Source organism: Pseudoroseicyclus tamaricis (assembly GCF_012070395.1).
GTDB classification, from domain to species: domain Bacteria; phylum Pseudomonadota; class Alphaproteobacteria; order Rhodobacterales; family Rhodobacteraceae; genus Pseudoroseicyclus_A; species Pseudoroseicyclus_A tamaricis.
Genome location: NZ_JAAFYS010000001.1, coordinates 841,170 through 867,108, shown reverse-complemented (window position 1 = coordinate 867,108; position 25,939 = coordinate 841,170). Strand labels below are relative to the sequence as shown.

Annotated in this window: 24 protein-coding genes; 8 read left to right on the top strand and 16 right to left on the bottom strand. The window is 71.3% G+C overall.

Annotation, left to right across the window (positions count from 1 at the left end; genetic code table 11):
• Positions 1–132 precede the first annotated feature (132 nt).
• From GY170_RS03965 to GY170_RS03925, 9 genes are all read right to left on the bottom strand, one after another.
• Entirely contained in the window at positions 133–669 is a 537-nt protein-coding gene (locus tag GY170_RS03965; protein WP_163890147.1) for a hypothetical protein, read from the bottom strand.
• An 85-nt stretch (positions 670–754) separates the two neighbouring features.
• The gene (locus GY170_RS03960; RefSeq protein WP_163890145.1) at positions 755–1,129 is read right to left on the bottom strand and encodes a VOC family protein; all 375 of its coding nucleotides are present in this window, start codon (positions 1,127–1,129) and stop codon (positions 755–757) included.
• A gap of 13 nt (positions 1,130–1,142) precedes the next feature.
• Complete coding sequence (locus GY170_RS03955) at positions 1,143–1,718, bottom strand: sigma factor (protein WP_163890143.1); 576 nt, start codon at positions 1,716–1,718, stop codon at positions 1,143–1,145.
• Entirely contained in the window at positions 1,715–2,503 is a 789-nt protein-coding gene (locus GY170_RS03950) for an amino acid ABC transporter permease (RefSeq protein WP_235924002.1), read from the bottom strand. The genes GY170_RS03955 and GY170_RS03950 overlap by 4 nt, the downstream gene beginning before the upstream one ends.
• A gap of 4 nt (positions 2,504–2,507) precedes the next feature.
• Complete coding sequence (locus GY170_RS03945; RefSeq protein ID WP_235924001.1) at positions 2,508–3,290, bottom strand: transporter substrate-binding domain-containing protein; 783 nt, start codon at positions 3,288–3,290, stop codon at positions 2,508–2,510.
• Between the two features lie 414 nt (positions 3,291–3,704).
• Entirely contained in the window at positions 3,705–4,787 is a 1,083-nt protein-coding gene (locus GY170_RS03940) for a HesA/MoeB/ThiF family protein (protein ID WP_163890137.1), read from the bottom strand.
• Between the two features lie 3 nt (positions 4,788–4,790).
• Positions 4,791–5,258 (bottom strand): dUTP diphosphatase, encoded by a 468-nt coding sequence (dut, locus tag GY170_RS03935; protein ID WP_163890135.1) that lies wholly within the window; start codon positions 5,256–5,258, stop codon positions 4,791–4,793.
• Positions 5,259–5,358: 100 nt separating this feature from the next.
• Positions 5,359–6,582, bottom strand: a complete 1,224-nt coding sequence (gene coaBC, locus GY170_RS03930; protein WP_163890133.1) for a bifunctional phosphopantothenoylcysteine decarboxylase/phosphopantothenate--cysteine ligase CoaBC — start codon at positions 6,580–6,582, stop codon at positions 5,359–5,361.
• Between the two features lie 115 nt (positions 6,583–6,697).
• Positions 6,698–7,576 carry an RNA polymerase factor sigma-32 gene (locus GY170_RS03925; protein WP_163890131.1) on the bottom strand — a complete coding sequence of 293 codons (879 nt, stop codon included), beginning with the start codon at positions 7,574–7,576 and terminating at the stop codon, positions 6,698–6,700.
• Positions 7,577–7,670: 94 nt separating this feature from the next.
• Between GY170_RS03925 and cobU the strand changes: the two genes are divergently transcribed.
• From cobU to GY170_RS03905, 4 genes are all read left to right on the top strand, one after another.
• The gene (cobU, locus tag GY170_RS03920; protein ID WP_163890129.1) at positions 7,671–8,180 is read left to right on the top strand and encodes a bifunctional adenosylcobinamide kinase/adenosylcobinamide-phosphate guanylyltransferase; all 510 of its coding nucleotides are present in this window, start codon (positions 7,671–7,673) and stop codon (positions 8,178–8,180) included.
• Positions 8,177–8,752, top strand: a complete 576-nt coding sequence (locus GY170_RS03915; protein WP_163890127.1) for a histidine phosphatase family protein — start codon at positions 8,177–8,179, stop codon at positions 8,750–8,752. The genes cobU and GY170_RS03915 overlap by 4 nt, the downstream gene beginning before the upstream one ends.
• 77 nt (positions 8,753–8,829) lie before the next feature.
• Complete coding sequence (locus GY170_RS03910) at positions 8,830–9,510, top strand: glutathione S-transferase (protein ID WP_163890125.1); 681 nt, start codon at positions 8,830–8,832, stop codon at positions 9,508–9,510.
• 238 nt (positions 9,511–9,748) lie between these two features.
• The gene (locus GY170_RS03905) at positions 9,749–11,260 is read left to right on the top strand and encodes a YifB family Mg chelatase-like AAA ATPase (protein ID WP_163890122.1); all 1,512 of its coding nucleotides are present in this window, start codon (positions 9,749–9,751) and stop codon (positions 11,258–11,260) included.
• Here the strand turns inward: GY170_RS03905 and GY170_RS03900 are convergent.
• From GY170_RS03900 to rsmI, 4 genes are all read right to left on the bottom strand, one after another.
• Positions 11,226–12,173 (bottom strand): alpha/beta hydrolase fold domain-containing protein, encoded by a 948-nt coding sequence (locus GY170_RS03900; RefSeq protein ID WP_163890120.1) that lies wholly within the window; start codon positions 12,171–12,173, stop codon positions 11,226–11,228. The two genes, GY170_RS03905 and GY170_RS03900, sit on opposite strands and share 35 nt — an antisense overlap.
• A gap of 7 nt (positions 12,174–12,180) precedes the next feature.
• Complete coding sequence (gshB, locus tag GY170_RS03895; protein WP_163890118.1) at positions 12,181–13,122, bottom strand: glutathione synthase; 942 nt, start codon at positions 13,120–13,122, stop codon at positions 12,181–12,183.
• 103 nt (positions 13,123–13,225) lie between these two features.
• A complete protein-coding gene (locus tag GY170_RS03890; RefSeq protein WP_163891157.1) occupies positions 13,226–13,582 on the bottom strand; it encodes a YraN family protein in 357 nt (118 codons plus the stop codon).
• Between the two features lie 32 nt (positions 13,583–13,614).
• Positions 13,615–14,472, bottom strand: coding sequence for a 16S rRNA (cytidine(1402)-2'-O)-methyltransferase (gene rsmI / locus GY170_RS03885; protein ID WP_163890116.1), 858 nt, complete (start codon positions 14,470–14,472; stop codon positions 13,615–13,617).
• 134 nt (positions 14,473–14,606) lie between these two features.
• Here rsmI and GY170_RS03880 point away from each other — a divergent pair, with 134 nt between their 5' ends.
• The 3 genes from GY170_RS03880 (at position 14,607) to murJ (ending at position 20,642) form a co-directional block, all read left to right on the top strand.
• Entirely contained in the window at positions 14,607–15,824 is a 1,218-nt protein-coding gene (locus tag GY170_RS03880; protein ID WP_163890115.1) for a penicillin-binding protein activator, read from the top strand.
• Positions 15,784–18,609, top strand: coding sequence for a [protein-PII] uridylyltransferase (locus GY170_RS03875; RefSeq protein WP_163890114.1), 2,826 nt, complete (start codon positions 15,784–15,786; stop codon positions 18,607–18,609). Before GY170_RS03880 ends, GY170_RS03875 begins: the two co-directional genes overlap by 41 nt.
• 458 nt (positions 18,610–19,067) lie before the next feature.
• On the top strand, positions 19,068–20,642 hold the full coding sequence (murJ, locus tag GY170_RS03870) for a murein biosynthesis integral membrane protein MurJ (protein ID WP_163890112.1): 1,575 nt from the start codon (positions 19,068–19,070) through the stop codon (positions 20,640–20,642).
• Positions 20,643–20,772: 130 nt separating this feature from the next.
• Here murJ and GY170_RS03865 read toward each other — a convergent pair whose 3' ends face one another.
• Positions 20,773–21,450 (bottom strand): rhomboid family intramembrane serine protease, encoded by a 678-nt coding sequence (locus GY170_RS03865; RefSeq protein ID WP_163890110.1) that lies wholly within the window; start codon positions 21,448–21,450, stop codon positions 20,773–20,775.
• A gap of 77 nt (positions 21,451–21,527) precedes the next feature.
• Between GY170_RS03865 and trpS the strand changes: the two genes are divergently transcribed.
• Positions 21,528–22,547, top strand: a complete 1,020-nt coding sequence (gene trpS / locus GY170_RS03860; RefSeq protein WP_163890108.1) for a tryptophan--tRNA ligase — start codon at positions 21,528–21,530, stop codon at positions 22,545–22,547.
• Positions 22,548–22,626: 79 nt separating this feature from the next.
• Here trpS and GY170_RS03855 read toward each other — a convergent pair whose 3' ends face one another.
• Positions 22,627–25,125 (bottom strand): GcvT family protein, encoded by a 2,499-nt coding sequence (locus GY170_RS03855; protein ID WP_163890106.1) that lies wholly within the window; start codon positions 25,123–25,125, stop codon positions 22,627–22,629.
• A gap of 123 nt (positions 25,126–25,248) precedes the next feature.
• Positions 25,249–25,764 (bottom strand): hypothetical protein, encoded by a 516-nt coding sequence (locus GY170_RS03850; protein ID WP_163890104.1) that lies wholly within the window; start codon positions 25,762–25,764, stop codon positions 25,249–25,251.
• Between the last annotated feature and the right edge of the window lie 175 nt (positions 25,765–25,939).

Sequence of the window (25,939 nt, the reverse complement as noted above, 5' to 3'; positions counted from 1 at the left end):
GCCGCAAGGCCCGGAGCCCGGCGTGGCAGGGGGGCTGTCCGCCCCCGCTGCCTTTGGCCGCCCCCCGGAGGAATACTTGGAAGTCGAAGGGAGGGGGCGGCGGGAGCCAAGGGGCGGGGGCGCCCCCCCCTGTCAGGCGGAGCGATCGAAGAGGAGGGCGGAGGTGGAGAAGAGCGCCACGAAGAGGCCGTTGAGGGCGAGGATCTCCAGAGGGGAGCTGCCGCCGCCCCAGCCGGCGGCGAGGGCGGCAAGCGCTATGAGCGCCTGGGCCGCGGCCATGCCGGCGGCGGTGCGCGCCATGCCGGAGGGGCGCAGGCCGGAGCCGAGCGCGCCGCCGGCACCGAGGGCGGTCACGCCGAGATAGAGAAGGTTCGCCGGGTTCGCCTCGCTGCCGAGGAGGCCGACGGCGCCGATCACGGTAAGGAGGAGGATCGCCGCGCCGAGCGCCAGCGCCATCGCCGCCCGGTAGGCGAGGGGCCGACGGCGGCGGATGGCCAGCTCGAAGGCGAGGCCGCCGCCGCCGAGCATCAGCGCGGCGAAGAGGACATCGCCGCCCGTCCAGGCCACCTCGTCTCCGAACTGCATCGCCACGAGCGGCGCCAGCAGGAGCGCCGCCGCCGCTCCCCAGCCGATGAGCCGCCAGGGTCTGAGTTTCGATATCCTGTCCATGTCCTTGCCTCCGTCGCGGGCCAGTGAGTCGCCCCCGAGGATAGCAAGGCACGGGCCGTGGCCCGCGCAGCGCTCGTGCAGGAGATCAGCGCGGCTGCGTGTCCTCCTGGTAGAGGGAGAGGACATGCCCGTCCGGGTCCGTCAGCTCGGCGGACCAGCCGCCGGGGGCGTGGCTGACGGGCGTCATCAGCGCGGCCCCCTTGGCGAGGAGCGCGTCGACCATTGCGTCGATGCCGCCCTCGGGCAGGTCGAAGACGATCATCGGGCAATTGCCCGCCTTCACCTCGCCGGGGAAGAAGAGCAGGTCGACGCCGCCGGCCGTGGGGGCGGTGAGGAAGCTCTCCTCCCCCTCCCCCACACGCTGGACATCGAGCCCGACGGCATCGCGCCAGAAGGCCTCTGTCCGGTCGAGATCCGTGACCCAGTAGAAGATGTTGGTGATCTTGTGCTTGGTGAGCATCGCGCCCCTCCTGTCAAAGCCTGCCCTGTTGTTGCCGCCGCGGGCCGCTTTGTGAGGGCATGGCGAGAAAAAGATGCCCGTCGGGATCGTGGCTGGCGAAGCGCGCCTCCGGCCGGCGCGCCAGCACCGCGCGCAGATCGGCGCGGCGGGCGCCGCCGGCGCCGGCGATCTGCGGCGGCAGGGGGCGCCCGGCGAGCTTGCCGCGCAGGGCCGCGAGCCGCTGGCGGAGCGCCGCATCGGTGAGGCCGAGGAGCCAGCGGATCTCGGCCCGCGTGCAGCCGGCCTGCGCCAGCCGGGCCACCCGCTCCAGCGCCGGCGGCAGGGGCGGTAGCGGCGCCTCCTCCGCCTCTTCCGACGAAGCGGCGGGGAGCGCGGCCCAGGCGCTCTCGCGGGCGCGGCGACGGGCGGCACCGCGGGCGGCCATGGCGGCCTGGCGGCGGATGATGCCGGTGACGTAGGCGCCATCTTCCAGCCGGCCGGCGGCCCAGGCGGCGACGAGCGCCTCCTGCAGCAGATCCTCCGCATCCTCCTCCCGCCGCGAGGCAGCTCGCGCGGTGGCCATCAGCCGGGCGCGCGCCGCCGGCGTCATCGCCGCGTCATCCCGCGCTCGACGCGGCGCAGGGCAAGGGAGAGGCCGATGGTCATCGTCAGGTAGAGGAGGGCGACGACGTTGTACGTCTCGAAATAGCGGAAGTTGCCGGCGGCGGTGACCTTGCCGAGCTGCGTGATGTCGGTGACGCCGAGGACGGAGACGAGCGAGCTGTCCTTCACCATCGCCACGAGATCATTGCCGAGCGGCGGCAGGATCAGCCGGAAGGCCTGCGGAAAGGTCACGAGGCGGAACCGCTGCCAGCGGCTCAGCCCCAGCGCATCCGCCGCCTCGAGCTGGCCCTTGTCGATGGCGAGGAGCCCGGCGCGGAACACCTCCGCCAGAAAGGAGCTGTAGGCGAGGATCAGCGCGATCACCGCCCGCCAGAGGAGCGGGAAATCGCGGCCCCGCATCGGCTCCCACCCCGTCCAGGCGGTCGCCCAGTTCCACAGCGAGACGAGGGCGGGGGCGAGGACGAAGGCGACGTAGAGCAGCAGCACGAGGATCGGCACCCCGCGCATCACCTCGACATAGAGCCGCGAGGTCTGGCGCAGGATGCGGCTCTTCGAGAGCTGCATGGTCGCCAGCCCCAGCCCCAACGCGCAGGCGCCGGCATAGGAGATGACGGTGACGAGGACGGTGATCCAGATGCCCCGGCGGAGCGTGCGCAACACCTGCGCGTAGTGCTCCTCCGTCAGCACCTGCCAGAAGAGGTAGACCCCGGTGACGGCGAGGATCGCCAGCCACCAGGGGAATTCCCGCTCCTGCGGGGGCGGAGGCAGCAAGCCGTTACTCGCCCATCTCGTAGTCGACGAACCAGGTCTGGTTGAGGGCATCGAGCGTGCCATCCTCGCGCATCGCGGCGATGGCGGCGTTGATCGGTTCGACCAGCTCGGAACCCTGCGGGAAGATGAAGCCGAAATCCTCGGTGCCGAGCGGCTCGCCGACTATCTTCAGCCCGCCATCGGAGGCGCTCACGTAGCCCTCGGCGGCCGTGCTGTCGGAGAGGGCGAGGTCGACATCTCCGTTGCGCAGCGCCTCGATCCCGGCGCCGAAGGTCTCGAACAGCTTGATGCGCGGGTTGGCCTCGTCGCCATCGAGCACGTCGTAGACGCCGACATAGAAAGGCGTGGTGCCGGGCTGGGCGGCCATCAGCAGGTCATCGTCGGCCGCGAAGGAGGCGGCGTCGGTGAAGCGCTCCTCGTCGCCGCGGACGATCATCATCATCTGGGAGGTCATGTAGCTGTCGGAGAAGTCGACGACCTCGGCGCGGTCCTCGCGGATGGTGATGCCGGTCATGCCCATGTCGAACTGGCCTTCGGATACGGCGGGGATCATCGCGTCCCACGAGATGGTCTCGTAGGTGACGGTGGCGTTCAGCCGCTCGGCGATCTCGGCCATGGCATCGTATTCCCAGCCGATGGGCGTGCCCTCGGAATCGAGGAATTGCAGCGGCGGGTAGGCGTTCTCGGTGGCGACGACGATCTCCTGCCCGCCGAGATCCGGCAGATCCTGGGCAACGGCCTGGGTGGAGAGGGCCGCGAGGGCGGCGGCAGCGAGGGTGAGGCGCATGGTCGGGGACTCCCTGTTGAGGTCAGGCATTGGCGCGGGAGTATGGCCGCCGGCGGCGGCAAGGCAAGGGGCGGTCGGGCTGGTGGTGGGTGAGCGGGCACGGTCTGGGCCGGCCGGGACGGCAGCGTTCGGCGGGCGATCAACTTTTTGCGGTGCCGTGGCCCGGTGATGGGTTTCCAGCGCACCCACCCCGCCTTTCCCCTTGCCACGCCCGAGCGCCGGGCGAGCGCCTGACTGCGGGGTGGCGTTCCGACCGGGCCGCTGCAGCGCTTTATGCCAGCCAAGCCCCTCCTCTATCCGAGCAAGGCGCCCAGCTTCACCAGAGCGCAAACCCGCCGGGACGGGCAGGCGCTCGCCCGACGCCTTCGGCTTCATTCCGGGCGGGGGAAGAGCCCGGGCGTATCCTGAGGATCCTTAGCCCGCCGCCGCCACCTCCCCGCACACCGGGCACTCCGTCCGCCGCTGCACCCGGATCACCCGGCTCTCCGCGTAGAGGCCGTCGTAGATCATCAGCCGCCCCAGCAGGGTCTCCCCCGCGCCTGTCAGCAGCTTCACCGCCTCCATGGCCATCATGGCGCCGAGGATCCCCGGCAGCGGCGCTGCCACGCCGGCCACGGCGCAGGAGGGGACGAGGTCGGCCGCCGGCGCCTCTGGGAAGACGCAGCGGTAGCAGGGGCCGCCCGCCGCCGGGTGCCAGAGCGAGATCTGGCCCTCCCACGGCGTCAGCGCCGCGCCGATCAGCGGCACGCGCGCCGCGACGCAGGCGGCGTTGACGGCGTAGCGGGTGGCGAAACTGTCCGTCCCGTCCAGGACAAGGTCATGGCCGGCGATCAGATCGGCGGCGTTCTCCTCCGTCACCGGCTCGGCGATGGGCACCACCTCCACGTGGCGGTTCAAGGCTCGCAGCGCCGCCGCCGCGCTCTCCACCTTCGGGCGGCCGACCATCGCCTCGGTGTGGATCACCTGCCGCTGCAGGTTGGTCTCCTCCACCACGTCTCCGTCCGCAATGGCAATCCGCCCGACGCCCGACGCCGCGAGATATTGCAGCGCCGGCGCGCCGAGGCCGCCGGCCCCGACGACGAGCACCGAGGCCTCCTTCAGCCGCCGCTGCCCCGGCCCGCCGATCTCCTTGAGGATGATGTGCCGCGCGTAGCGGGTCAGCTCCGCCTCCGCGAAGGGCGCCGTACGATCCGGCGCGGCCTCCTCCTCTGGCACGGCCGCAGGTGCGGCCACCGGCGCCGGCCGGGCGCGCGCCCGGAGCCAGCGCAGGCCCGCCCGGTAGACGGCGGCGATCGCCAGCCCCGCGATCACCAGCAGCCAGAGCCGCACGTCGCCCCCGGTCGCCACCCGCAGCGGGTGCGCTGCCGGCAGCGCCACCTGGATCACCAGGACCGCCCCGATCAGCACGCCCAGCATCACCAGCCGCGCCTGCCGGCTGGCGCCGAGGATCAGCCCCAGCCCCCAGAGCACCAGAGCGAGGAAGAGGACGAAGAGCATCGCCTAGCCCGTTCCCGTGGAGCCGAAGCCGCTGGCGCCGCGCTCCGTCTCCTCCATCGTCTCGACGATGCGGAACTCGGCCCGCGTCACCGGCGCCAGCACCGCCTGGGCGACGCGCATCCCGTGCGTAACCCGAAAGGGCTCCGACCCGGCGTTGAGCAGGATCACCCCCAGCGGCCCCCGGTAGTCGCTGTCGATGGTGCCCGGCGTGTTCGGCACCATCAGCCCATGCTTGAGCGCCAGCCCCGAGCGGGGCCGCACCTGCAGCTCGTAGCCCTCCGGCACCGCCACGCGCAGCCCCGTCGGGATCAGCATCCGCTCGCCGGGAGCGAGGTCCACGCCCTCCTCCCGCGCCTCCTCCGCGAGGTTGGCACGCAGGTCGGCGCCGGCCGCGCCGGCCGTCTCGTAGGTGGGCAGAGGCAGGCCGGTGTCGGCGCCCTCGTCCCAGATGATCTTCACCGTGATGTCCATGTGACTCCCGTCATCAGGGGGCGCTGCCCCCTCGGCCTGCGGCCTCACCCCCGACGTATTTCGGGCCAGGTGAATCTGCCTTCTTGGCTCTCGCCCTTTTTCAAATACTCCCGCCGGAGGCATCCGCCCCCTCCTCCAGCGCTTCCGCCAGCCGGCTCGCGAGCTTGCGCGCCACCTCGGCCTTGGTCATGCGCGGCCAGTCCTCCGCCCCCGCGCCGGTGATCAGCGTCACGGCGTTCTCGGTGCCGCCCATGATGCCGGTGCCGGGGGAGACGTCGTTGGCGAGGATCCAGTCGCAGCCCTTCCGCTCGCGCTTGGCGGTGGCGTGCTCGGCCACCCTCTCCGTCTCGGCCGCGAAGCCGATGACGAGACGGGGCCGGCGCGGGCCGGGGGCGGAGAGGCGTGCGAGGATGTCGGGGTTCTCGGCTAGCTGCAGCTGCGGCAGGGCGCCGGGGGCCTTCTTGAGCTTCTGGCCCGAGGCGCCCTCCACCCGCCAGTCCGCCACGGCGGCGGCGCAGATGGCGGCATCGGCCGGCAGGGCGGCCTCGCAGGCGGCGAGCATCTCGGCGGCGGTATCGACCCTGACCACGCGCACGCCAAGCGGCGGCGGCACTTCAGCCGGGCCGGTGACGAAGGTGACGTCGGCGCCCAGCGCAGCCAGCGCCGCGCCGATGGCGGCGCCCTGCGCGCCGGAGGAGCGGTTGGCGATGTAGCGCACCGGGTCGATCGGCTCATGGGTGGGGCCGGAGGTGACGAGCACGTGGCGCCCCTTCAGCGGCCCGATCTTCAGCGCCGCGTCGATGGCGGCGAGGATCGCCGCCGGCTCCGCCATGCGGCCGGGGCCGAACTCACCACAGGCCATGGCGCCGTCGTCGGGGCCGACGAAGAGGATGCCATCGCCCCTGAGGGTGGCCTCGTTGCGCTTCGTCGCCGGATGCTCCCACATCCGCACGTTCATCGCCGGGGCGATCAGCACCCGCTTGTCCGTCGCCATGAGCAGCGTCGAGGCCATGTCATCGGCATGGCCGCCCGCCATCTTCGCCATCAGGTCCGCCGTCGCGGGGACCACCACCACCAGATCGGCGGCGCGCGAGAGCTCGATATGGCCCATCTTCGCCTCCTGTGAGAGGTCGAATAGCTCCGTGATCACCTCGCGCCCCGCCAGCGCGCCGACGGAGAGGGGCGTGACGAATTCCGCCGCCGCGCGAGTCATCACCGGCGTCACGGCAGCGCCGGAATCGCGCAGGCGCCGGATCAGCTCCAGCGCCTTGTAGGCGGCGATGCCGCCGCCGATGATCAGAAGGATATGTCGGCCTGCGAGCACGGGCGCCTCCGGGGAACGGCCGCGAGCCTAGGCGCTCCGCCCGCCCGGGGCAATCCGGCCCGGGCCGGGCGCGGAAACCACATGGTTTCCGGCCCCCGGGTCCAGAGATCCGCGCTCAGTGCAGCAGGTCGCGCAGGCCCGGCTGTTTCGCCTCGAGATCGCGGCGCATCTTGCCGAAAGCGCCGGCCTCGAGCTGGCGGACCCGCTCCTTGGACAGGCCCAGCTCCTCGCCGAGGCTCTCCAGCGTGCGCGGGTCTTCCGTCAGCCGGCGCTCGCGCAGGATGAAGCGCTCGCGCTCGCTGAGCCCGCTCATCGCGCCCGTCAGCCACTTCTGCAGCGCCTGCAGCCCCTGCCGGCCGGAGACCTCTGTCTCCGGGTCCTCTCCATCGGAGGGGATGGTCTCGATCCAGTCGCGGCCACCCTCCTCGTCGCCGCCCTGGGCGACGTTGAGCGAGAAGTCGGAGCCGGCCAGCCGGCCCATCATCATCTCCGCATCGCGCTTCGGCACGCCCAGCGCCGTGGCGATTGCGTCGGCCCGCTGGTTCGGCGAGACCTCGCGCCCCTCGGAGGCGGCATCGGCGTCGATCTCGGCAGAGACGCGGCGCAGGTTGAAGAACAGCGACTTCTGCGAGGCGGTGGAGCCGGTGCGCACCAGCGACCAGTTGCGCATGACGTAATCCTGCACCGAGGCGCGGATCCACCATATCGCGTAGGTCGAGAAGCGCAGCCCCCGCTCGGGGTCGAATTTCTCGGCGGCCTTCATGAGGCCGAGCGACGCTTCCTGCACCAGATCGGCCATCGGAGCGCCGTAGCGGCGGTAGCGGCTTGCCACCGAGATCGCGAGCCTTAAGTAGGCCGTCGTGAGCCGGTGCAACGCCCGCTCATCCCGGTGGTCACGCCAGCGGCGGGCGAGGTCGAATTCGGTCTCGGCGTCGAGCCATTCGGCGCGCAGCGCCTCGTCCTTGAGGTCGTGATCGGGATCTTTGTGTGCCATCTGCTCTGTTCAGCCAGCCGGGGCTGGCCCTTCCTCTCCTGTGGCGCCATTGTCGATTGTCAAACGCGCGAGAGGCGGAACGGTTCGGGAGAAAATGGCCGAGACCCTGACTTTGGTGATCGGAGGCGCCGCCTCCGGCAAGTCCGCCCATGCCGAGCGGCGGGTGCTGCAAGACGGCGGCCGCCCCGTCTACGTGGCGACGGCGGAAGCGCATGATGCTGAAATGTCGGATAAAATCCGCGCTCATCGCGCCCGGCGGGGCGATAGCTGGCGAGAGGTTGAGGCGCCGCACAGGCTGGAGGAGGCGCTACAGTCTGCCGCACCCGGCGAGGCCATGCTCATCGATTGTGCAACCATGTGGCTGACGAACCGCCTCCTCGCCGGTGACGATCTGGAGGCCGCGGAGGAGCGTCTGCTGGCCGCACTCGTCGCCTGCCCCGCCCGCGTGACGATCGTCACCAACGAGATCGGCCTCTCCCCGGTGCCGGACAATGCCCTCGCCCGCGCCTTCCGCGAGGCGCAGGGCCGGCTCAACCAGCGCCTCGCGGCGGCGGCGGACGAGGCCATCGCCGTCTGGGCCGGCCTGCCGCTGAGGCTGAAATGAGCACGTGGCACTGGGTCCGCCACGGGCCGACGCACCAGAAGGCCTTCACCGGATGGCGCGACGTGCCGGCGGATCTATCTGACGTCGCCGCTCTCGCCCGGCTGAACGCCGTACTGCCGGAGGGCGCGCTCCTCGTCGCCTCCGACCTCACCCGCGCCTCCGCCACGGCGGACGCGCTCGCCGTCGCCGGCCGCACCCGCCTTCCCGACGAGCCGGCCCTGCGCGAGTTCGACTTCGGCGCCTGGGACGGCCAGACGTTCGACACCATCGCCGCCCGCTGGCCCGATCTCTCCCGCGCCTACTGGGAGGATCCGGGTCCCCACTCCCCGCCGGAGGGCGAGAGCTGGAACGCCGCTGCCGCCCGCGTCGAGGCGGCCGTCGCGGCGCTGGAGGCCGCGCATCCCGGCGCCACCTTCATCGCCGTCGCCCATATCGGCACGATCCTCACCCAATACGCCCGCGCCGCCGGCCTCTCACCGCTCGACGCAATAGCCCAGAACATCGCGCCGCTCTCCGTCACCACCCTGCGCCGGGCGCCGCCGGAGGTGCTGCGCGTCAATCACGCGGCGTGATGGGCGCCAGCAGTATTCATCGTTTCCCGTGATCTCCCGGCGCCGCTAGCCTGCGACGGACAACCCCGGGAGACCCCATGACCTACGAGCTCTTCATCGGCGACCGCTCCTTCTCCAGCTGGTCGCTGCGCGGCTGGCTGATGTTCGCCGCCTTCGACATTCCCCTCCGCGTGACGGAGGTCGGCCTCTACGCCGGCACCATGGCGGAGGACCTCGCCGCCGCCGCCCCGGCCCGGCTCGTCCCGGCGATGATCACGCCAGAGGGCCACGTCGTCTTCGACACGCTCGCCATGGCCGAAACCCTCGCCGAGCGTCACCCGGACGCGGGCCTCTGGCCGGAGGACCCGGTCGCCCGCGCCTTCGCCCGCTCCATCACCGCCGAGATGCACTCCGGCTTCGCGGCCCTGCGGAGCGCCTGCCCCATGTACCTGCGCCACGCATGGGAGGGTTTCTCCCCCTCCTCCGACGTGCTGGCGGACCTCGCGCGCCTCGAGCAGCTCTGGTCCCTCGCGCGGGAACGCCATGGCAGCGCCGGCCCCTGGCTCTTCGGCCGCTACTCGCTGGCGGATGTCTTCTACGCCCCCGTCGCCACCCGCATCGCCACCTATGCCCTGCCGGTCGGCCCCGTGGCCGCCGCCTATGTCTCCGCGCACCTGCGAGAGCCGCACCTGCGTCAATGGCGCGCCGAGGGCCAGGCGACGCACTACGACTGCCTCCCCTACCAGCAGGACCTGCCCGAAGCCCCCTGGCCCGCCTGAGGTGGCCCAGGGCCTCCGCCCCCTCTCGCCCTTTTCCAAATACCTCCGGGGGGCCGCAGGCGGGGGCAGAGCCCCCTCCCACGCCCGTCCCCCCGCGCCAGCAGCGCCGGGCGCGCCGGGGTGGGTGGGCGGGAGGCGTGCCCGGCGCTGCGCCCCCCGCCTCCTCGCGCAAAGGCTCGTTTACCTTTCCTAAACCACCCCTGCCGCACCCTCGCCCGAGGTAACGGATGGGGAACCTATGGTGGCGCGGGCCTACGGAGTGGCCTTCGAGGGTGTGGAGGCGCGGCTGGTCGAGGTACAATGCGCCCTGGCACCGGGCCTGCCGGCCTTCTCCATCGTCGGCCTGCCCGACAAGGCGGTCAGCGAGGCGAAGGAGCGGGTGCGCGCCGCGCTCGGCGCCCTCGCCGTGGCCCTGCCCTCCCGGCGCATCGTCATCAACCTCTCGCCTGCCGACCTCCCCAAGGAAGGCGCCCATTTCGACCTGCCCATCGCCCTCGCGGTCCTCGCCGCGCTCGATGTCGTCCCGACGGAGGCGGTGGAGGCGCGCGTCGCCATCGGCGAGCTTGCCCTCAGCGGCACGCTCGCCCCCGTCGCCGGCGCCCTGCCCGCCGCCATGGCCGCCGCGGCCGAAGGGCTCGGCCTCCTCTGCCCCCGCCAGACGGGGCCGGAGGCCGCCTGGGTCGGCGCGGCGGAGGTCATCGCCGCCGGCACCCTCGGCGAGGTCATCGGCCACCTCACCGGTGAGCGCCCGCTCCAGCCCTCCGCCCCCGGCACGGTGGAGGAAGGGCCGGCCGGCCGCGACCTCGCGGAGGTGAAGGGGCAGGAGCGCGCCAAGCGGGCGCTGGAGATTGCCGCCGCCGGGCGCCACCACATGCTGATGGTCGGCCCGCCCGGCTCCGGCAAGTCGATGCTCGCCGCCCGCCTGCCCTCCATCCTGCCCGAGCTGACGCCGCAGGAGGCGCTGGAGACCTCCACCATCCACTCCCTCGCCGGCCTGCTCTCCGAGGGCGGCATCTCCCGCACGCGCCCGTTCCGGGAGCCGCATCATACCGCCTCCATGCCCGCCATCGCCGGCGGCGGGCGCAAGGCGGCGCCCGGGGAGATTTCCCTCGCCCACAACGGCGTCCTCTTCCTCGACGAATTGCCGGAGTTCTCCCGCCAGGTGCTGGAGACGCTCCGCCAGCCCATCGAGACCGGGCAGGTGGTCATCGCCCGCGCCGCCGCGCATGTCCGCTACCCCTGCCGGTTTTTGATGATCGCCGCCGCCAACCCCTGCAAATGCGGCCACCTCGCCGACGCCAACCGCGCTTGCAACCGGGCGCCCAATTGCGGTGGCGACTACCTCGGCCGCATCTCGGGGCCGTTGATGGATAGGTTCGACCTGCGCGTCGACGTCCCGCCCGTCGCCTTTCGTGACCTCGACCTGCCCTCCAACGGCGAAACCTCGCAGGTCGTCGCCGGCCGCGTCTCAGCGGCGCGGGAGCGGCAGGCGGCGCGTTTCGGCTCCGGCGAGGTACGCCTGAACGCCGACGCCGAGGGCCGCCTGCTGGAGGAGATCGCCGCCCCCGACGCGGATGGCCGCGACCTTCTCGTCCGCGCGGCGGAGCGCTTCGGCCTCACCGCCCGCGGCTATCACCGGGTCCTGCGCGTTGCCCGCACCATCGCCGATCTCGCGGGGGCCGAGGCCGTCGGCCGCAACCACATCGCCGAGGCGATCAGCTTTCGCCTGCAGATCGAACCACCTGCCTAGGCTCCAGAAGGAAGGCCCGCGCCTCGGCCAGCGTCTCCATCGCCTCGGGCACGAGGTCGCCGAACCACGCCCAGTCGTGCGGCCGGGCCCTGGCCACGCGCAGCGCCACGGCCCCGCCCGCCTCGCGCAGTCGGGCGGCCATGCGCAGCCCGTCGTCTCGCATCAGGTCCCAGTCGGAGGTCCAGATGGCCACGGGGGGCGGCGGGGCGGCAAAGGTGGCGTAGAGCGGTGACAGGCGCGGGTCCGTCGCCGGCAGCGCGCCGGGCCCCTCGCCGAGGATCATCGCCCCCAGTTCCGCGGCGCGGGCGGCGGGGAACATGGGGTCGCGCGCGGCATTCTCGCGGAGCGCGGTACCGGAGAAGGTAAGATCCGTCATCGGCGAGAAGGCGGCAACGGCAGCGGGCGGCGTGCCCTCCTCCGCCAGCGCCGCCATCAGCGCCAGCGCCAGCCCGCCCCCGGCGGAATCCCCGGCAAGACGGATGTCCCCCGGCGCGTGCCCCGCCGCGACGAGATGGGCGAAGGCGGCGCGCGCGTCGTCGAAGGCGGCGGGGGCGGGGTGCTCGGGCGCGAGGCGGTAGGCGGGGAGGAAGACGGGCATGGCGCGCGCCAGCCGCGCCGCCATCTTCCAGTGCGTCTGGGGGCTGCCGGCGATGTAGCCGCCGCCGTGCAGGTAGAGCGTCACGGGAAGGCCCGGCTCGGGCCGCTGGCCGAGCCAGAGCGCCTCCAGCCTCCCCTCGGCGCCGCGAAAGCCGATCGGCCTCGGCGCGGCGCCGCTCGGCGCCTGCAGCAGGATGCGGCTGCCCAGCCAGAAGCCCGCGCGCAGGAGGGTGGGGCTGGGGGCGAGCGTGATGGCCGGGCGGACGCCCAGGCGCAGCCCCGCCATCACCAGCCGCAGCTGCCAGGAGGGGCTCATCGCCATCTCACGCCCGCCGCGCCTCGATCGCCTCCCAGATCAGCGCGGCGCCGTTGGTGCCGTCGAAGCGCTCCAGCTCCTGCAGGCCGGTGGGGGAGGTGACGTTGATCTCGGTCAGCCAGTCGCCGATGACGTCGATGCCGACGAAGATCTGCCCCTTTTCCTTCAGGAGCGGGCCGATCCGGGCGCAGATCTCGCGGTCGCGCTCCGTCAGCTCCACCTTCTCGGCGCGGCCGCCGACATGCATGTTCGAGCGGGTCTCCCCCGCTTGCGGGACGCGGTTGATGGCGCCGATGGGCTCGCCGTCGACGAGAATCACCCGCTTGTCGCCCTTGGTGACGGCGGGCAGGAATTTCTGCGCGATCAGCGGCTCGCGGCTGATCTGGCTGAACATCTCGTGCAGCGAGGCAAGGTTGCCGTCCTGCTCGTGCAGCTTGAAGACGCCAGCGCCGCCGTTTCCGTAGAGCGGCTTGACGATGATGTCGCCGTGCCGGGCGCGGAAGGCGCGCAGCGTTGCGAGATCGCGGGCGATGGTCGTGGGCGGCGTCAGCTCGGGGAAGGTGAGGACGAGCAGCTTCTCGGGGTAGTTGCGCACCCAGAAGGGGTCGTTCACCACCAGCGTCTCCGGGTGGATCATGTCCAGCAGGTGGGTGGAGGTGATGTAGGACATATCGAAGGGCGGGTCCTGACGAAGCCAGACGACGTCGAACGCCTTCAGGTCCACCTCCTCCTCCGCCTCAAAGGTGACGTGGTTGCCCTTCTCGCGCCGTAGCTCCGCGCGCCGGCCCCGCGCTGTCACCCGGCCCTCCTGGAAGGCGAGCTTGTCCGGCCCGTAGATGAAGAGCTCGTGCCCCCGCGCCTGCGCCTCGAGCGCGATGCGGAAGCTGGAATCGGCGTCGATATCGACCCGCTCCATGGGATCCATCTGGAAGGCGACCTTGAGGCCCATGGCAACTCTCCGCATGTCAGGCGGCGGCGAGCCTCGCCCATCGGGCGGGAAGCTGCAAGGCGGCATCGCATTGACGGCGGGGACAGCCGCGCCCCGCGAGAGGTCAGTCGGCCATCACCGCGTTGTGCAGCACCTCGACCCGGCCGATGGCATCGACAAGCGCCACGTCGACGCGAAAGGGCGTGAGCAGACCGGCGGGGCGTTGTCCCACGTATTCACAGGCCGCCTGCATGATCCGCTCTTGCTGGCGGCGAGAGAGGCGGAGGGCGGCGGCGTCATGCGTGGCGGCCTTCTTCACCTCGATGAAGACCACCTCTTCTCCGTCCTCGGCGATGATGTCGATCTCGCCGCCCTGCCCGCGCCAGCGCTGGCCCATCACCTCGTGACCATCGGCGCGGTAATGCTCCGCCACGATCTCCTCGGCGGCGAGGCCGGCGCGGTAGTTGACCTGTCCGCGCAGGGCGCGCGCCTGAAGAGTCGAGGCTGTCATCGTCATCTGTTCTTCTCCAGTTCCAGCGCCGCCTGGTAGACCTGCCGGCGCGGCAGGCCGAGCGCCCCGGCCACCGCCGTCGCCGCATCCTTCACACGCATCGTCTCCATCGCCGAGCGCAGCGCCTCTTCCAGCTCCTCGGACCCGCCAGCCCCGGCCGGGGCACCGCCGATCACCACGACGATCTCGCCTCGCGGCTCGTCGACCAGCCCCTCCGCCAGCTCGGCGAGGCTGCCGCGGCGCACCTCTTCGAAGCGTTTCGTCAGCTCCCGGCACAGCGCGGCCGGCCGTTCATCCCCCAGAATATTCACCAAATCGGTAAACATTTCCCTAACCCGCCGCGGGCTTTCGTAGAGCACCATGGTGAAGGGATGCGCCTTCAGCTCCGCCAGCGCCGTCCGCCGCTGCTCCGCCCCCGGCGGCAGGAAGCCGAGGAAGGTGAAGCGGTCCGTCGGCAGGCCGGCGACGGCGAGGGCGGCGAGCACGGCCGAGGCGCCCGGCGCGGCATGCACGGGGATGCCGCGCGCCACCGCGTCACGCACCAGCGCGAAGCCGGGGTCGGAGACCAAGGGCGTGCCGGCCTCGCTGACATAGGCGAGCGAGCCGCCCTGCTCCAGCGGGGCCAGCAGGCGGGCACGGGTCTCGGGGCCGGAATGGTCGTGATAGGCCGTCAGGCGGCGGTGGCCGAGGGCCACGCCGTGGATGTCCATCAGCCGGCGGGCCGTGCGCGTGTCTTCGGCCGCCAATGCGTCCGCGCGGGCCAGAAGGTCCAGCCCCTTCAAGGTGATGTCGGCCGCGGCCCCGATGGGCGTCGACACGAGGTGCAGGCCCGGGGGGACGGGCTGTTCGCCGGATTTCATGCCTAGACCCTTTCGCCCCCCGCCCTATGATACCCTCAAGTCACTGCCGGAGCCGCGCGCATGCCCGCGCGCAGGGCCCGGCGCAAGGAATCTCCGGGCGGCGCAACACCCCCGGACCCGAGGGAGAGATGTCCATGTTCGCCCAACTCACGGCCCCCGGCAAGCGGGCCCCGCGGCTCGCCCGCGCCGCTGGCCGGCTCGCCACCCGTGTCACCGCCATCCTGTCGCTCGCCTGGCTCGCCGCCTGTGCCGACGTGGCGGGCGGCCCCGCGGGCGGCAACGCCCCCAGCCTCGGCGCGGGCGAGGCGGTGCCTGTCGCGCTGCTCGTCCCCTCCGGCTCCGGCTCGCAGACGGACGAGTTCGTCGCCAGCTCGCTGGAGAATGCCGCGCGGCTGGCGATCAGCGACCTCAACGGCGCCGAGATCGACCTGCGCGTCTACCCGACGGCCGCCTCGCCCTCCGGCGCCACCTCCGCCACCGTGCAGGCGATCAACGACGGCGCCAAAATCATCCTCGGCCCGCTCTATGCCGAGAACGCCAATGCCGCCGGCGTCGCCGCCGCCGGCACGGGCGTGAACGTGCTGGCCTTCTCGAACAACGCCGACATCGCAGGCGGCAACGTCTTCATCCTCGGCCCGACCTTCGGCAACATCGCCAACCGCCTCGTGAGCTACGGCACCAGCCAGGGTCTCGACACCTACCTCGTCGCCCATGGTGATGACCTGCAGGGGCAGGTCGGCCGCGATGCCATCGTCTCGGCCGTCAACCGCTTCGGCGGCACCGTCGCCGCGGTGCAGAGCTACGCGCTCACGCAGGCGGACATCCTCGCCGCCGCGCCCGGCATCGCCGCTGCCGCCCGCTCCACCGGGGCGGATGCGATCTTCCTGACCGCCGGCGTCAATGCCGATCTGCCGATCATCGCCACGGCCCTGCCCGACAACGGGCTGACGCCCGACATCGCCCGCTACCTCGGCCTGACCCGCTGGGATGCCGTGCCGCAGGCACTGTCGCTCCCCGGCCTGCAGGGCGGGCTCTTCACGCTGCCGAACGAGGCGACCTCCTCGCAGTTCGAGCGGCACTACTCCGCCACCTACGGCGAGTCGCCCCACCCCGTGGCCGGGCTGGCCTATGACGGCATCGCCGCCGTCGGCGCCCTCGCCGCCTCGGGCCGGTCCGACGCGCTCAGCCGCGCCGCGCTGACCCAGCCGCAGGGCTTCTCGGGCACGCAAGGCATCTTCCGCCTGCTCGCCGACGGCACCACCGAACGGGGCCTCGCGGTCGCCTCCATCCAGAACAGTCAGGTGGTCATCCTTGACCCGGCACCCAGCAGCTTCGGCGGTTTCGGCTTCTAGGCCGGCCGCTCCCGCGATCTCCACCCACGCCGCGCCGCCTCCGGAGGGACTTTGTCGCCCGCCGGAGGCGATCTTCGATGCGGGCGCCGTCCGCGCCGATCTGGCGGAGGCCATTGCGGCCGCCACCGGCCCGAAGGAGGTGCGCGCCGCGGCGGCGCAGATCCTCACCGCGGCGCGCAAGCGGGGCATGGCCGCCATCCAGGAGGCGCTGGAGGAGCAGCCGCGCCGCGCCGCGCCAATCACCCATTCGATCGCCTGGCTGACCGATTGCATCGTCACGATGGTGCTGGAGGTGTGCAGCACGCACCTGCACCCGCAGCCCAATTCGGGCGACGCTGAGCGCATCGCCATCGTCGCCGTCGGCGGTTACGGCCGGGGGGAGATGGCGCCGCACAGCGACGTCGACCTGCTCTTCCTGACGCCCCACAAGATGACCCCCTGGGCGGAGAGCCTCATCGAATCGATGCTCTACCTGCTGTGGGATCTGAAGCTGAAGATCGGCCACGCCTCCCGCACCATAAAGGATTGCCTGCGCCTCGCCCGCGAGGATTACACGATCCGCACCACGCTGCTGGAGACGCGCCATCTCGTCGGTGACCCGGAGCTGACGGAGGAGCTGACCCGCCGCCTGCGCCGCGATCTCTTCACGGGGACGGAGAGTGATTTCGTCGCCGCCAAGCTGAAGGAACGCGACGAGCGCCACCGCAAGCAGGGCGGTCAGCGCTACGTCGTCGAGCCGAACGTGAAGGAGGGCAAGGGGGGCCTGCGCGACCTGCAGTCGCTCTACTGGATCGGCAAGTATGTCTACGATGCCCGTTCCGCCTCGGCCCTCGTGCGCAAAGGCGTCTTCCGGCCGGAGGAATATGCCGCCTTCGCCGCGGCGGATGACTTCCTCTGGGCCGTGCGCTGCCACCTGCACGTGCTGGCCGGCCGGGCGATGGACCAGCTGACCTTCGACCTTCAGGTCGAGGTCGCCGAGCGGATGGGCTACCGCGACAAGGGCGGCCGCCGCGCCGTCGAGCATTTCATGACGGAGTACTTCCGCCACGCCACCCAAGTTGGCGAGTTGACGCGCATCATGATGACGGCGCAGGAGGCGCTGCACATAAAGGCGGCGCCTATGCTGGCCAACCTCGTCCGCCGCCGCCCCCGCGTGAAGCCGCCCTACGGCATCCGCCAGAACCGGCTGACGGTGGAGGACGAGGCGCTCTTCCTCGCCGACAAGCTCAACATCCTGCGCATCTTCGAGCAGGCGCTGCGGACGGGCACGCTGGTGCATGCCGACAGCCAGCGCCTCGTGGCGGCGAACCTCGACCTGATCGACGACGACATGCGCGAGGATCGCACCGCCAACCGGCTCTTCGTCGACCTGCTCCTGAAGCACGGCAACCCCGAGCGGGCGCTGCGGCGGATGAACGAGATAGGCGTCCTCGGCGCCTTCATCCCCGAATGGCACCACATCGTCGCCATGGTGCAGTACAACATGTACCACCATTACACGGTCGACGAGCACACCATTCAGGCCGTCTCCACCCTCGCGCAGATCGAGCGGGGCCTCCTGAAGGAGGAGCTGCCGATCGCCAGCCGCATCCTCGAGGGCGGGGTCAACCGAAAGGTGCTCTACGTCGCCGTGCTGCTGCACGACATCGGCAAGGGGCGCGACGAGGATCACTCCATCCTCGGCGCCCAGATCGTCCGCCGCGTCGGGCCCCGGCTGGGGCTGAGCAAGAAGGAGGTGGAGACGGTCGAGTGGCTGGTGCGCTACCACCTGCTCATGTCCGACATGGCGCAGAAGCGCGACATCTCCGACCCGCGCACGGTGCGCGACTTCGCCAAGCTGGTGAAGAGCAAGGAGCGGCTCGACCTGCTGACGGTGCTGACCGTCTGCGACATCCGCGGCGTCGGGCCCGGCACCTGGAACAACTGGAAGGCGATGCTCATCCGCGGCCTCTACCGGGGCACGGAGCAGGCGCTCGCCAACGGGCTGGAGGCCCTCAACCGCACCGCGCTGGAGGCGGAGGCGAAGCGGGATCTGCGCGCCGCCATGGAGGGCTGGGACGCGAGGGAGATCCGCGCCGAGATCGCCCGCCATTACGGCCCCTACTGGCAGGGCCTGCCGACGGAGGCGCACCTGCGCATCGCCGAGATGCTGCGAGAGCTGGGGCCTGACGAGATCCGCATCGACCTGCACCCCGACGAGGACCGCGACGCGACCCGCGTGCTCTTCTCGATGGCCGATCACCCGGGCATCTTCTCCCGCGTGACGGGCGCGCTGGCGCTGGCCGGGGCGAACGTGGTGGATGCGCGCATCTATACGACCCGCGACGGCTTCGCGAACGCCGCCTACTGGGTGCAGGACGCCGAGGGCCACCCCTACGAGGCCGAGCGCCTGCCCCGCCTGCACCAGACGATCCTGCGCACCCTGAAGGGCGAGGTCGTCACCCGCGACGCCATCCGCGGCCGCGACAAGATCAAGAAGCGCGAGGCGCGCTTCACGGTGCCCACGTCGATCACCTTCGACAACGACGCGTCGGACATCTTCACGGTGATCGAGGTCGACACCCGAGACCGCCCGGGCCTGCTCTATGATCTCACGCGGCAGCTGGCGAACATGAACGTCTACATTTCCTCGGCGGTCATCGCGACCTACGGGGAGCAGGCAGTGGACACGTTCTACGTGAAGGACATGTTCGGCCTGAAATTCCTCTCCGAAGGCAAGCGCGCGCAGGTGGAGAAGCGCCTGCGCGAAGCGATCACGGTAGGGGCAGAGCGAGCGCGGGCGTAGGTCCGCAGGGTTGGCCCAATAGGTTGGCCGGACGCGACGACACCGTAGGGTGGGTTTCCAACCCACCACCCCGCCCGCCAAGAGCTCTGCCCTCTCACGCCGGCCCGTGGGGTGGCGCTCCATCCGCGCCGCTGCGTGCTTTATACCAGCCAAGCCCCTCCCCGATCCCGGCTAAGCACCAAGCTCAGCCAGAGCGCCAGCCCGCCGGGACGGGCCGGCGCTCGCGCGGCGGCCTGCGGCCTTGATTCCGCGCGGGGGGAAGAGCGGCGACGTCGCCTGTAGGGCGGGTTTCCACCCCACCGCCCCCAACACCCCCGCTGGCGCCCCACCCCCGAAGCGCCTATGCTCCCGTCCCGTGACGCCCGCGAAGAGGCGACAGGTGGGGCAGCGATGATGCGGCATTCGGCAATTGGCGCGGCGGCTTGGCCGCCTCTCCCTCTCATCGCGGCGCCCGGCCGATGAAGGCCCCCACCCTCATCCGCGGCTTCGTCACCGTCGGCGGCTGGACGCTGCTCTCGCGCGTCTTCGGCTTCGTCCGTGACATCGCCATCGCCGCCGCGCTCGGCGCCGGGCCCGTGGCGGAGGCATTCCTCGTCGCCTTCTCGCTGCCCAACATGTTCCGGAGGTTCTTCGCCGAGGGCGCCTTCAACATGGCCTTCGTGCCGCTCTTCTCCAAGAAGCTGGAGGCGGATGCCGACGAGGCGGAGATCTTCGCGCAGGACGCCTTCGCGGGGATGGCCTTCCTGCTGACCCTCTTCTCGGTGGTGGGCATCCTGCTCATGCCGCTCCTCGTCATCGCCATGGCCTCGGGCTTCCTGGAGGACGAGCGCTTCCCGCTGGCCGTCGCCTACGGGCGCATCGCCTTTCCCTACATCCTGTTCATCTCGCTGGCCGCCCTCCTCTCCGGCGTGCTGAATGCCGCGGGACGCTTCCTCGCCGCCGCCGCGGCGCCCGCCCTCCTCAACATGATCTTCCTCGCCGCCCTCGCCATCGGCTGGGCCCTCTTCGGGGACCGGGTGGGCGAGGCGCCGGTGGAGCGCTTCGGCCTCGCCCTCGCCTGGGCGGTGCCGGTGGGGGGCGTCGCGCAGCTCGCCCTCGTCTGGATCGCGGCGCGCCGCGCCGGCTTTCGCCTCGCGCTGCGCCGGCCGCGGCTGACGCCGGACCTGCGGCGCCTCTTCCGCATCGCCGTGCCCGCGGCCCTCGCGGGCGGCGTCGTGCAGGTGAACCTGCTCGTCGGGCGGCAGGTGGCGAGCTTCTTCGACGGCGCCGTTGCCTGGCTGAACTACGCCGACCGGCTCTACCAGCTGCCGCTCGGCACCGTCGGCATCGCCATCGGCATCGTGCTGCTGCCCGACCTCTCGCGCCGCCTCGCGGCCGGCGACGAGGCCGGCGGGCAGGACGCCTTCTCCCGCGCCGTCGAATTGTCGCTGGCGCTGACGCTGCCCGCCGCCGTGGCGCTGGTGGCGATCCCGCTGCCACTCATCTCCGTGCTCTTCGAGCGCGGCGCGTTCGACGCGCAGGACAGCGCCGCCACCGCCACGGCGCTGGCGATCTATGGGCTCGGCCTGCCGGCCTTCGTGCTCCAGAAGGCGCTGCAGCCGCTCTACTACGCGCGCGAGAACACGCGCACGCCCTTCAACTACGCCCTCGTCGCCATGGCGGTGAACGCCGCCGTCGCCGTCGGCCTCGCCCCGGTCATCGGCTTCTCCGCCGCCGCCTGGGCGACGACGCTCGCCGCCTGGGCGATGGTCGCCCTTCTCTGGCGCGGGGCCCGGGGCATGGGCGCGGCGGCCGAGCTCGACAGCCGCGCCCGCCGCCGCCTGCCGCGCATGTTCGCCGCGGCGCTGGGGATGGGGGCCCTGCTCTACGGGCTCGCCCTGCTCCTCGCCCAGCCATTGGGCACCCCTGTCTGGCGCTACGTGGCGCTGGCCGGGCTCGTGGCGGCGGGGATGGCGGCGTATTTCGCGCTCGGCCACCTCTTCGGCGGGTTCCGGCTGTCGGAGTTCCGGCGCAATTTCCGGCGGGCGCGGTAGGGCACCGGGACGCAAACGTCGTGGGGGCTCTGCCCCCACACCCCCGAGGTATTTTCGGCCAGATGAATGAGGTTCCCCCCGAGCCGGCCCCGGCGCGCCGGGGTGGGCGGGAGGCGGGCCGGGGCCGGCGTCAGCGCGTGCGGACGCGCTCGATCAGGCGGGACCAGCCGCCAGGGGCGAGCGGGATGGCGAGCAGGAAGCCGGCCACGAAGCCGCCGAGCTCCGCCACCCAGGTCGGGTTGTTGCCGAAGAGCAGCGAGAAGACGAGCTGCAGGCCGAGGAGCACGCCGATCAGGCGGAAGGCGGTGAGCTGGTTGCCGCCGGTCATCTTCAGCCGCAGCCAGGTGAGGTAGGTGAAGGCGCCGATCAGACCGTAATCGACCGGCCAGAGGCCGAAGAGCGGCATTTGCCCCGGCACGAAGAGGCCGAAGGCCACCGCCCCCGCCAGCCCCGTCACCACGATCAGCGCCAGCAGCCGGGCGGAGCCCAGCGCCTCGCCCACGAACTTGCCGAGCGCCAGCAGGATCGCGCCGCCGAAGAGCGCCTGCACCGCCGAGCCGTGGACGAAGAGGTAGGTGAGGAAGCGCCAGAGCATGTCCGGCGCAAAATTGCCGCGCAGCGCCACCTGCTCCCAGACGGCGGGGGAGAAGCCGAAGCGCTGGATCGCCTCCACCCGCCAGCCGATCCCCGTCGGCCCGCCGACGAGGCCGTACTGGGCGAGGCTCAGCACCAGCTCCACCGCCACGATCAAGGCGCCGATGGCCATCACGGGCCAGGGCAGGGCATTGATGGCGCTCTCACGCTCCATGGGGGTGGCTCCGGTTGACCTGTTTTGAAATGCGCTGCTAAACGGTCCGGCAGCCTTTTTCCAGCGAGCGCAGAACCATGACCGCCCCCACCTTCCCCCCGCGCGTCTTTTCCGGGATCAAGCCCTCCGGCGGGCTGACCCTCGGCAACTATCTCGGGGCCATCAAGCCGTGGGTGGGGATGCAGGGGCCGTCCTACCAGACGATCTATTGCGTCGTCGATCTGCACGCCATCACCGTCTGGCAGGAGCCGGCGGAGCTGGCGGACGGCACGCGGGAGATCGCGGCCGGCATGCTCGCCGCGGGCATCGATCCGGAGAAGAGCATCCTCTTCAACCAGGCCCGCGTGCCCGAGCACACGCAGCTGGCGTGGATCTTCAACTGCGTCGCCCGCGTCGGCTGGATGAACCGGATGACCCAGTTCAAGGACAAGGCCGGCGAGAACGCCGAAGCGGTGTCGCTGGGGCTCTACGCCTATCCTAGCCTCATGGCCGCCGACATCCTGCTCTATCACGCCACCCACGTCCCCGTGGGGGAGGACCAGAAGCAGCATGTCGAGCTGACGCGGGACATCGCCGCCAAGTTCAACCACGATTTCGGGCGCGAGTTCTTCCCCCTCACCGAGGCGGTGATCGAGGGGCCGGGCATGCGCATCATGAACCTGCGCGACGGCACGAAGAAGATGAGCAAGTCGGGCGAGAGCGACATGGAGCGCATCAACATGCTCGATGACGCGGACACGATCGCCAAGAAGTTCAAGAAGGCCAAGAGCGATCCCGAGCCGCTGCCCGAAGAGGTCTCCGCCCTCGCCGGCCGGCCCGAGGCGAAGAACCTCGTCGCCATCTACGCCTCCCTCTCCGACCAGAGCACCGAGGCGGTGCTGGCGGAGTTCGGCGGCGAAGGCTGGGGCAAGTTCAAGCCGGCGCTGGCCGACCTCGCCGTCGAGAAGCTGGCGCCGATCTCCGGCGAGATGCGCCGCCTGATGGACGACAAGGCCGAGATCGACAGCATGCTGGAGCGGGGCGCCGAGCGCGCACGGGAGATTGCCCGGCCGATCCTCCGCGAGACCTACGAGATCGTCGGCCTGCAATATTCCTGACGGCCCCCCGATTCCTGACGGCCGCCCGCGGCACCTGAGATGAGCCCCGGCCCCCCTGTAGCGGGGCCGGGCGAGCCCCCTACCCGTCCGCCCGGATGCGGGCGTTGGTCGGGTCGTAGGGGGAATCCTCGGCGACCTCGGCCTCGTAGAGCTCGCGGAACATGCGCACCTGCAGCCGCGTGCCCGGCTCGGCCAGCGCCGGCGGCACGTAGCCCATGCCGATCTGCTTGCCGAAGCCGACGGACCAGCCGCCGGAGGTCAACCGGCCGACCATCTGCCCGTCATGCAGGATCGCCTCGCGCCCCCACGGGTCGGCATCCGCCGGGCCGTCGATGAGCAGCGTCACGCATCTGGAGCGCAGGCCGATGGCCTCCATCGCCGCCTTGCCGTGGAACTCCTTCGAGAGATCCACGAAGCGGTCCAACCCCGCCTCCAGCGGCGTCGCGTCACGGCCGAGCTCGGTGCCGAAGGCGCGGTAGCTCTTCTCCTGCCGCAGCCAGTTCTGCGCGCGGGCGCCGACCAGCTTCATCCCCTCCGGCTCGCCGGCTTCCATCAGGCGGTCGAAGAGGTGGTTCTGCATCTCGATCGGGTGGTGCAGCTCCCATCCCAGCTCGCCGGTATAGGCGACGCGGATGGCGGTGACGGGCACCATGCCCAGCTCCACCCCCCGCGAGGAGAGCCACGGGAAGCGCTTGTTGGAGAGCGCCGTCTCAGGCTCGGGGTCACGGATCAGCTTGGCGAGGATGTCGCGCGATTTCGGCCCGGCCAGCGCGAAGACGCCGTACTGCGTCGTCACGTCGGCGAGGTACATGGAGCCGAACTCGGCGGTCTTGTCCTCGATGGCCTTGATGAGGAAGTCCTGATCGTAGGCATGCCAGGCGCCGGCGGAGACGAGGTAGTAGGTGTCCTCGGCCTGCCGGACGATGGTGTACTCCGTCCGCGTCGTGCCCGCCGCCGTCAGCGCGTAGGTCAGGTTGATGCGGCCCACCTTCGGCAGACGGTTCGTCGTGAACCAGTCGAGGAAGGCGGTGGCACCGGGGCCCTTCAGCACGTGCTTGGTGAAGGCGGTCGCGTCGATGAGACCGGCAGTCTCGCGGACGGCCTTCGCCTCTTTCTCGGCGAATTCCCACCACGCGCCGCGGCGGAAGCTGCGGGCGTCATGGTCGAAGCTCTCCGGCGCTTCGACGAGGCCGAAGTAGTTCGGCCGCTCCCAGCCGTTGACCGCGCCGAACTGGGCACCGCGCGCCTTCTGCCGGTCATAGGCGGGGGAGGTGCGCAGGGGGCGCGCCGCCGGGCGCTCCTCGTCGGGGTGGTGCAGGATGAAGACGTGGGAATAGGCCTCCTCGTTCTTCTTCTCGGCGTATTCGGTCGTCATCCACGGGCCGAAGCGCTTGGGGTCGAGCGACGCCATGTCGATCTCGGCCTCGCCCTCCACCATCATCTGCGCGAGGTAATGGCCGGTGCCGCCAGCGGCGGTGATGCCGAAGGAGAAACCCTCGGCCAGCCACATGTTGCGCAGGCCCGGCGCCAGGCCGACGAGCGGGTTGCCGTCGGGCGTGTAGCAGATCGGGCCGTTGAAATCGTCCTTCAGCCCCACCTCCTCCGAGGAGGGGATGCGGTGGATCATCGACATGTATTCCTCCTCGATCCGCTCCAGATCGAGGGGGAAGAGGTCGGCGCGGAAGCTGTCGGGCACGCCGAAGGAGAAGCGCGAGGGGGCGCCTTCCTCGTAGGGGCCGAGGATCCAGCCGCCGCGCTCCTCGCGGACGTACCACTTGGCGTCGGCATCGCGCAGCACCGGGTGCTGGGGGTTGGTCTTGCGGAACTCCACCAGCGCGGGGTCCGGCTCGGTGACGATGAACTGGTGCTCGACCGGGATGGCGGGGATCTTGATGCCCAGCATCCGCGCGGTGCGCTGCGCGTGGTTGCCCGTGGCGGTGACCACATGCTCGGCATGGATCACCTGTTGCTCGTCGGAAACCACGAGGTTGCCGCCCTTCTCGACCATCTTGGAGACGGTCACCTCCCATTCGGAGCCCGTCCAGCGGTAGCCATCGACCTGCCACTTGCGCTCGATCGTCACGCCGCGCTGGCGGGCGCCCTTGGCCATGGCCATCGTCACGTCGGCGGGGTTGATGTAGCCGTCCTGCGGGTGGAAGAGCGCGCCCTTGAGGTCCTCGGTGCGCACCAGCGGCCAGCGCTCCTTGATCTCCCCTGGCGTCAGCCATTCGTGATGCACACCCGCCGTCTCCGCCGTGGCGGAGTAGAGGCGATACTCGTCCATCCGGGCATCGGTCTGCGCCATGCGCAGGTTGCCGACGACGAAGAAGCCGGCGTCGAGGCCCGTCTCCTCCTCCAGCGTCTTGTAGAAATCGACGGAGTACTTGTGGATGTGGGTGGTCGCGTAGCTCATGTTGAAGAGCGGCAGGAGGCCCGCGGCATGCCAGGTGGAGCCGGAGGTCAGCTCGTCGCGTTCCAGCAGCATCACGTCGGCCCAGCCGGCGCGGGCGAGGTGATAGGCGATGGAGGTGCCGACGGCGCCGCCGCCGACCACAAGAGCTTTGACGTGCGTCTTCATGAGGATTCCCCGGGTTGCCGGCGCCTTTCTGGCGCGGATCGGGGCGCGAAGGGCAGGATGCGGCGACGCAACGCGGGCGAAATGCGACGTGGGGGGCGCGGGGGCCGGCGCGCCGGCGGCGGCTCAGTCCAGCGCGCCGGCACGGCGGATGCGCACCTCGCCGCCGCTGGCGCCCGCGGGCGTCGTCGTGCTCTGCCCGGGCAGGGTGCCGGAGGAGACCTGGACGATGGTGGGCTGCTCCTCGCCAGCGTCGGGGTCCTGCGCCTCCAGCTCGGCGAGGTACGCGTCGTAGCCGGGGACGGTGTCTGGCACGGCGCCGGGATTGGTCAGCTCCTCGGGGAAGAGCTGGGGGACGGAGCCCTCGGCGACGAGGCGGTTGTACTCGTCGAAGCCGCCGCCGTCGTTGATGAGGTTGCCGACGATGGCGGTGACGTATCTCGACATCTCCTGCCCGAAGGGCGTGGCGGCGACGTCTTCGAGGAAATCGAGGTCGATGCCGTAGAGGTCGCCGGAGGAAAGATCGATGCCGATATCGGTGCCGAAGACGGCGTTGAGCGGCGACTCCCCGCCCGTGACCAGTCCGCTGTTCACGGTGACGGCGGCGGTGAGCGCAAAGTAGTTTAGCGTTCTGAGCACCATGCCGGTCCCTCCTCTCCCGATCCCCTCCCGGGGAATGCCGGGGAAGGCCGGCACAAATGGGGCAGCTCCGGCTCATTCCTGGGGCAGGTGGTGGGCTGGGTTGGTATAAAGCGCGCAGCGGCAAGGTCGCAGCGCCACCCCACGGGCCGGCGCCCGCCTAGCGCCTGTGAAGGAG

Bases quoted from the DNA above. Each gene is read 5' to 3' on its own strand.
- rsmI (WP_163890116.1), bottom strand. From the start codon at position 14,472: ATGAAATCCGGCGAACAGCCCGTCCCCCCGGGCCTGCACCTCGTGTCG.
- GY170_RS03955 (WP_163890143.1), bottom strand. From the start codon at position 1,718: ATGACGCCGGCGGCGCGCGCCCGGCTGATGGCCACCGCGCGAGCTGCC.
- GY170_RS03940 (WP_163890137.1), bottom strand. From the start codon at position 4,787: ATGCTCTTCGTCCTCTTCCTCGCTCTGGTGCTCTGGGGGCTGGGGCTG.
- gshB (WP_163890118.1), bottom strand. From the start codon at position 13,122: ATGGGCCTCAAGGTCGCCTTCCAGATGGATCCCATGGAGCGGGTCGAT.
- GY170_RS03865 (WP_163890110.1), bottom strand. From the start codon at position 21,450: ATGGAGCGTGAGAGCGCCATCAATGCCCTGCCCTGGCCCGTGATGGCC.
- GY170_RS03965 (WP_163890147.1), bottom strand. From the start codon at position 669: ATGGACAGGATATCGAAACTCAGACCCTGGCGGCTCATCGGCTGGGGA.
- dut (WP_163890135.1), bottom strand. From the start codon at position 5,258: ATGGACATCACGGTGAAGATCATCTGGGACGAGGGCGCCGACACCGGC.
- GY170_RS03900 (WP_163890120.1), bottom strand. From the start codon at position 12,173: ATGAGCCCCTCCTGGCAGCTGCGGCTGGTGATGGCGGGGCTGCGCCTG.
- GY170_RS03960 (WP_163890145.1), bottom strand. From the start codon at position 1,129: ATGCTCACCAAGCACAAGATCACCAACATCTTCTACTGGGTCACGGAT.
- trpS (WP_163890108.1), top strand. From the start codon at position 21,528: ATGACCGCCCCCACCTTCCCCCCGCGCGTCTTTTCCGGGATCAAGCCC.
- GY170_RS03915 (WP_163890127.1), top strand. From the start codon at position 8,177: ATGAGCACGTGGCACTGGGTCCGCCACGGGCCGACGCACCAGAAGGCC.
- GY170_RS03850 (WP_163890104.1), bottom strand. From the start codon at position 25,764: ATGGTGCTCAGAACGCTAAACTACTTTGCGCTCACCGCCGCCGTCACC.
- GY170_RS03855 (WP_163890106.1), bottom strand. From the start codon at position 25,125: ATGAAGACGCACGTCAAAGCTCTTGTGGTCGGCGGCGGCGCCGTCGGC.
- murJ (WP_163890112.1), top strand. From the start codon at position 19,068: ATGAAGGCCCCCACCCTCATCCGCGGCTTCGTCACCGTCGGCGGCTGG.
- GY170_RS03945 (WP_235924001.1), bottom strand. From the start codon at position 3,290: ATGCGCCTCACCCTCGCTGCCGCCGCCCTCGCGGCCCTCTCCACCCAG.
- GY170_RS03925 (WP_163890131.1), bottom strand. From the start codon at position 7,576: ATGGCACACAAAGATCCCGATCACGACCTCAAGGACGAGGCGCTGCGC.
- GY170_RS03880 (WP_163890115.1), top strand. From the start codon at position 14,607: ATGTTCGCCCAACTCACGGCCCCCGGCAAGCGGGCCCCGCGGCTCGCC.
- cobU (WP_163890129.1), top strand. From the start codon at position 7,671: ATGGCCGAGACCCTGACTTTGGTGATCGGAGGCGCCGCCTCCGGCAAG.
- GY170_RS03910 (WP_163890125.1), top strand. From the start codon at position 8,830: ATGACCTACGAGCTCTTCATCGGCGACCGCTCCTTCTCCAGCTGGTCG.
- GY170_RS03905 (WP_163890122.1), top strand. From the start codon at position 9,749: ATGGTGGCGCGGGCCTACGGAGTGGCCTTCGAGGGTGTGGAGGCGCGG.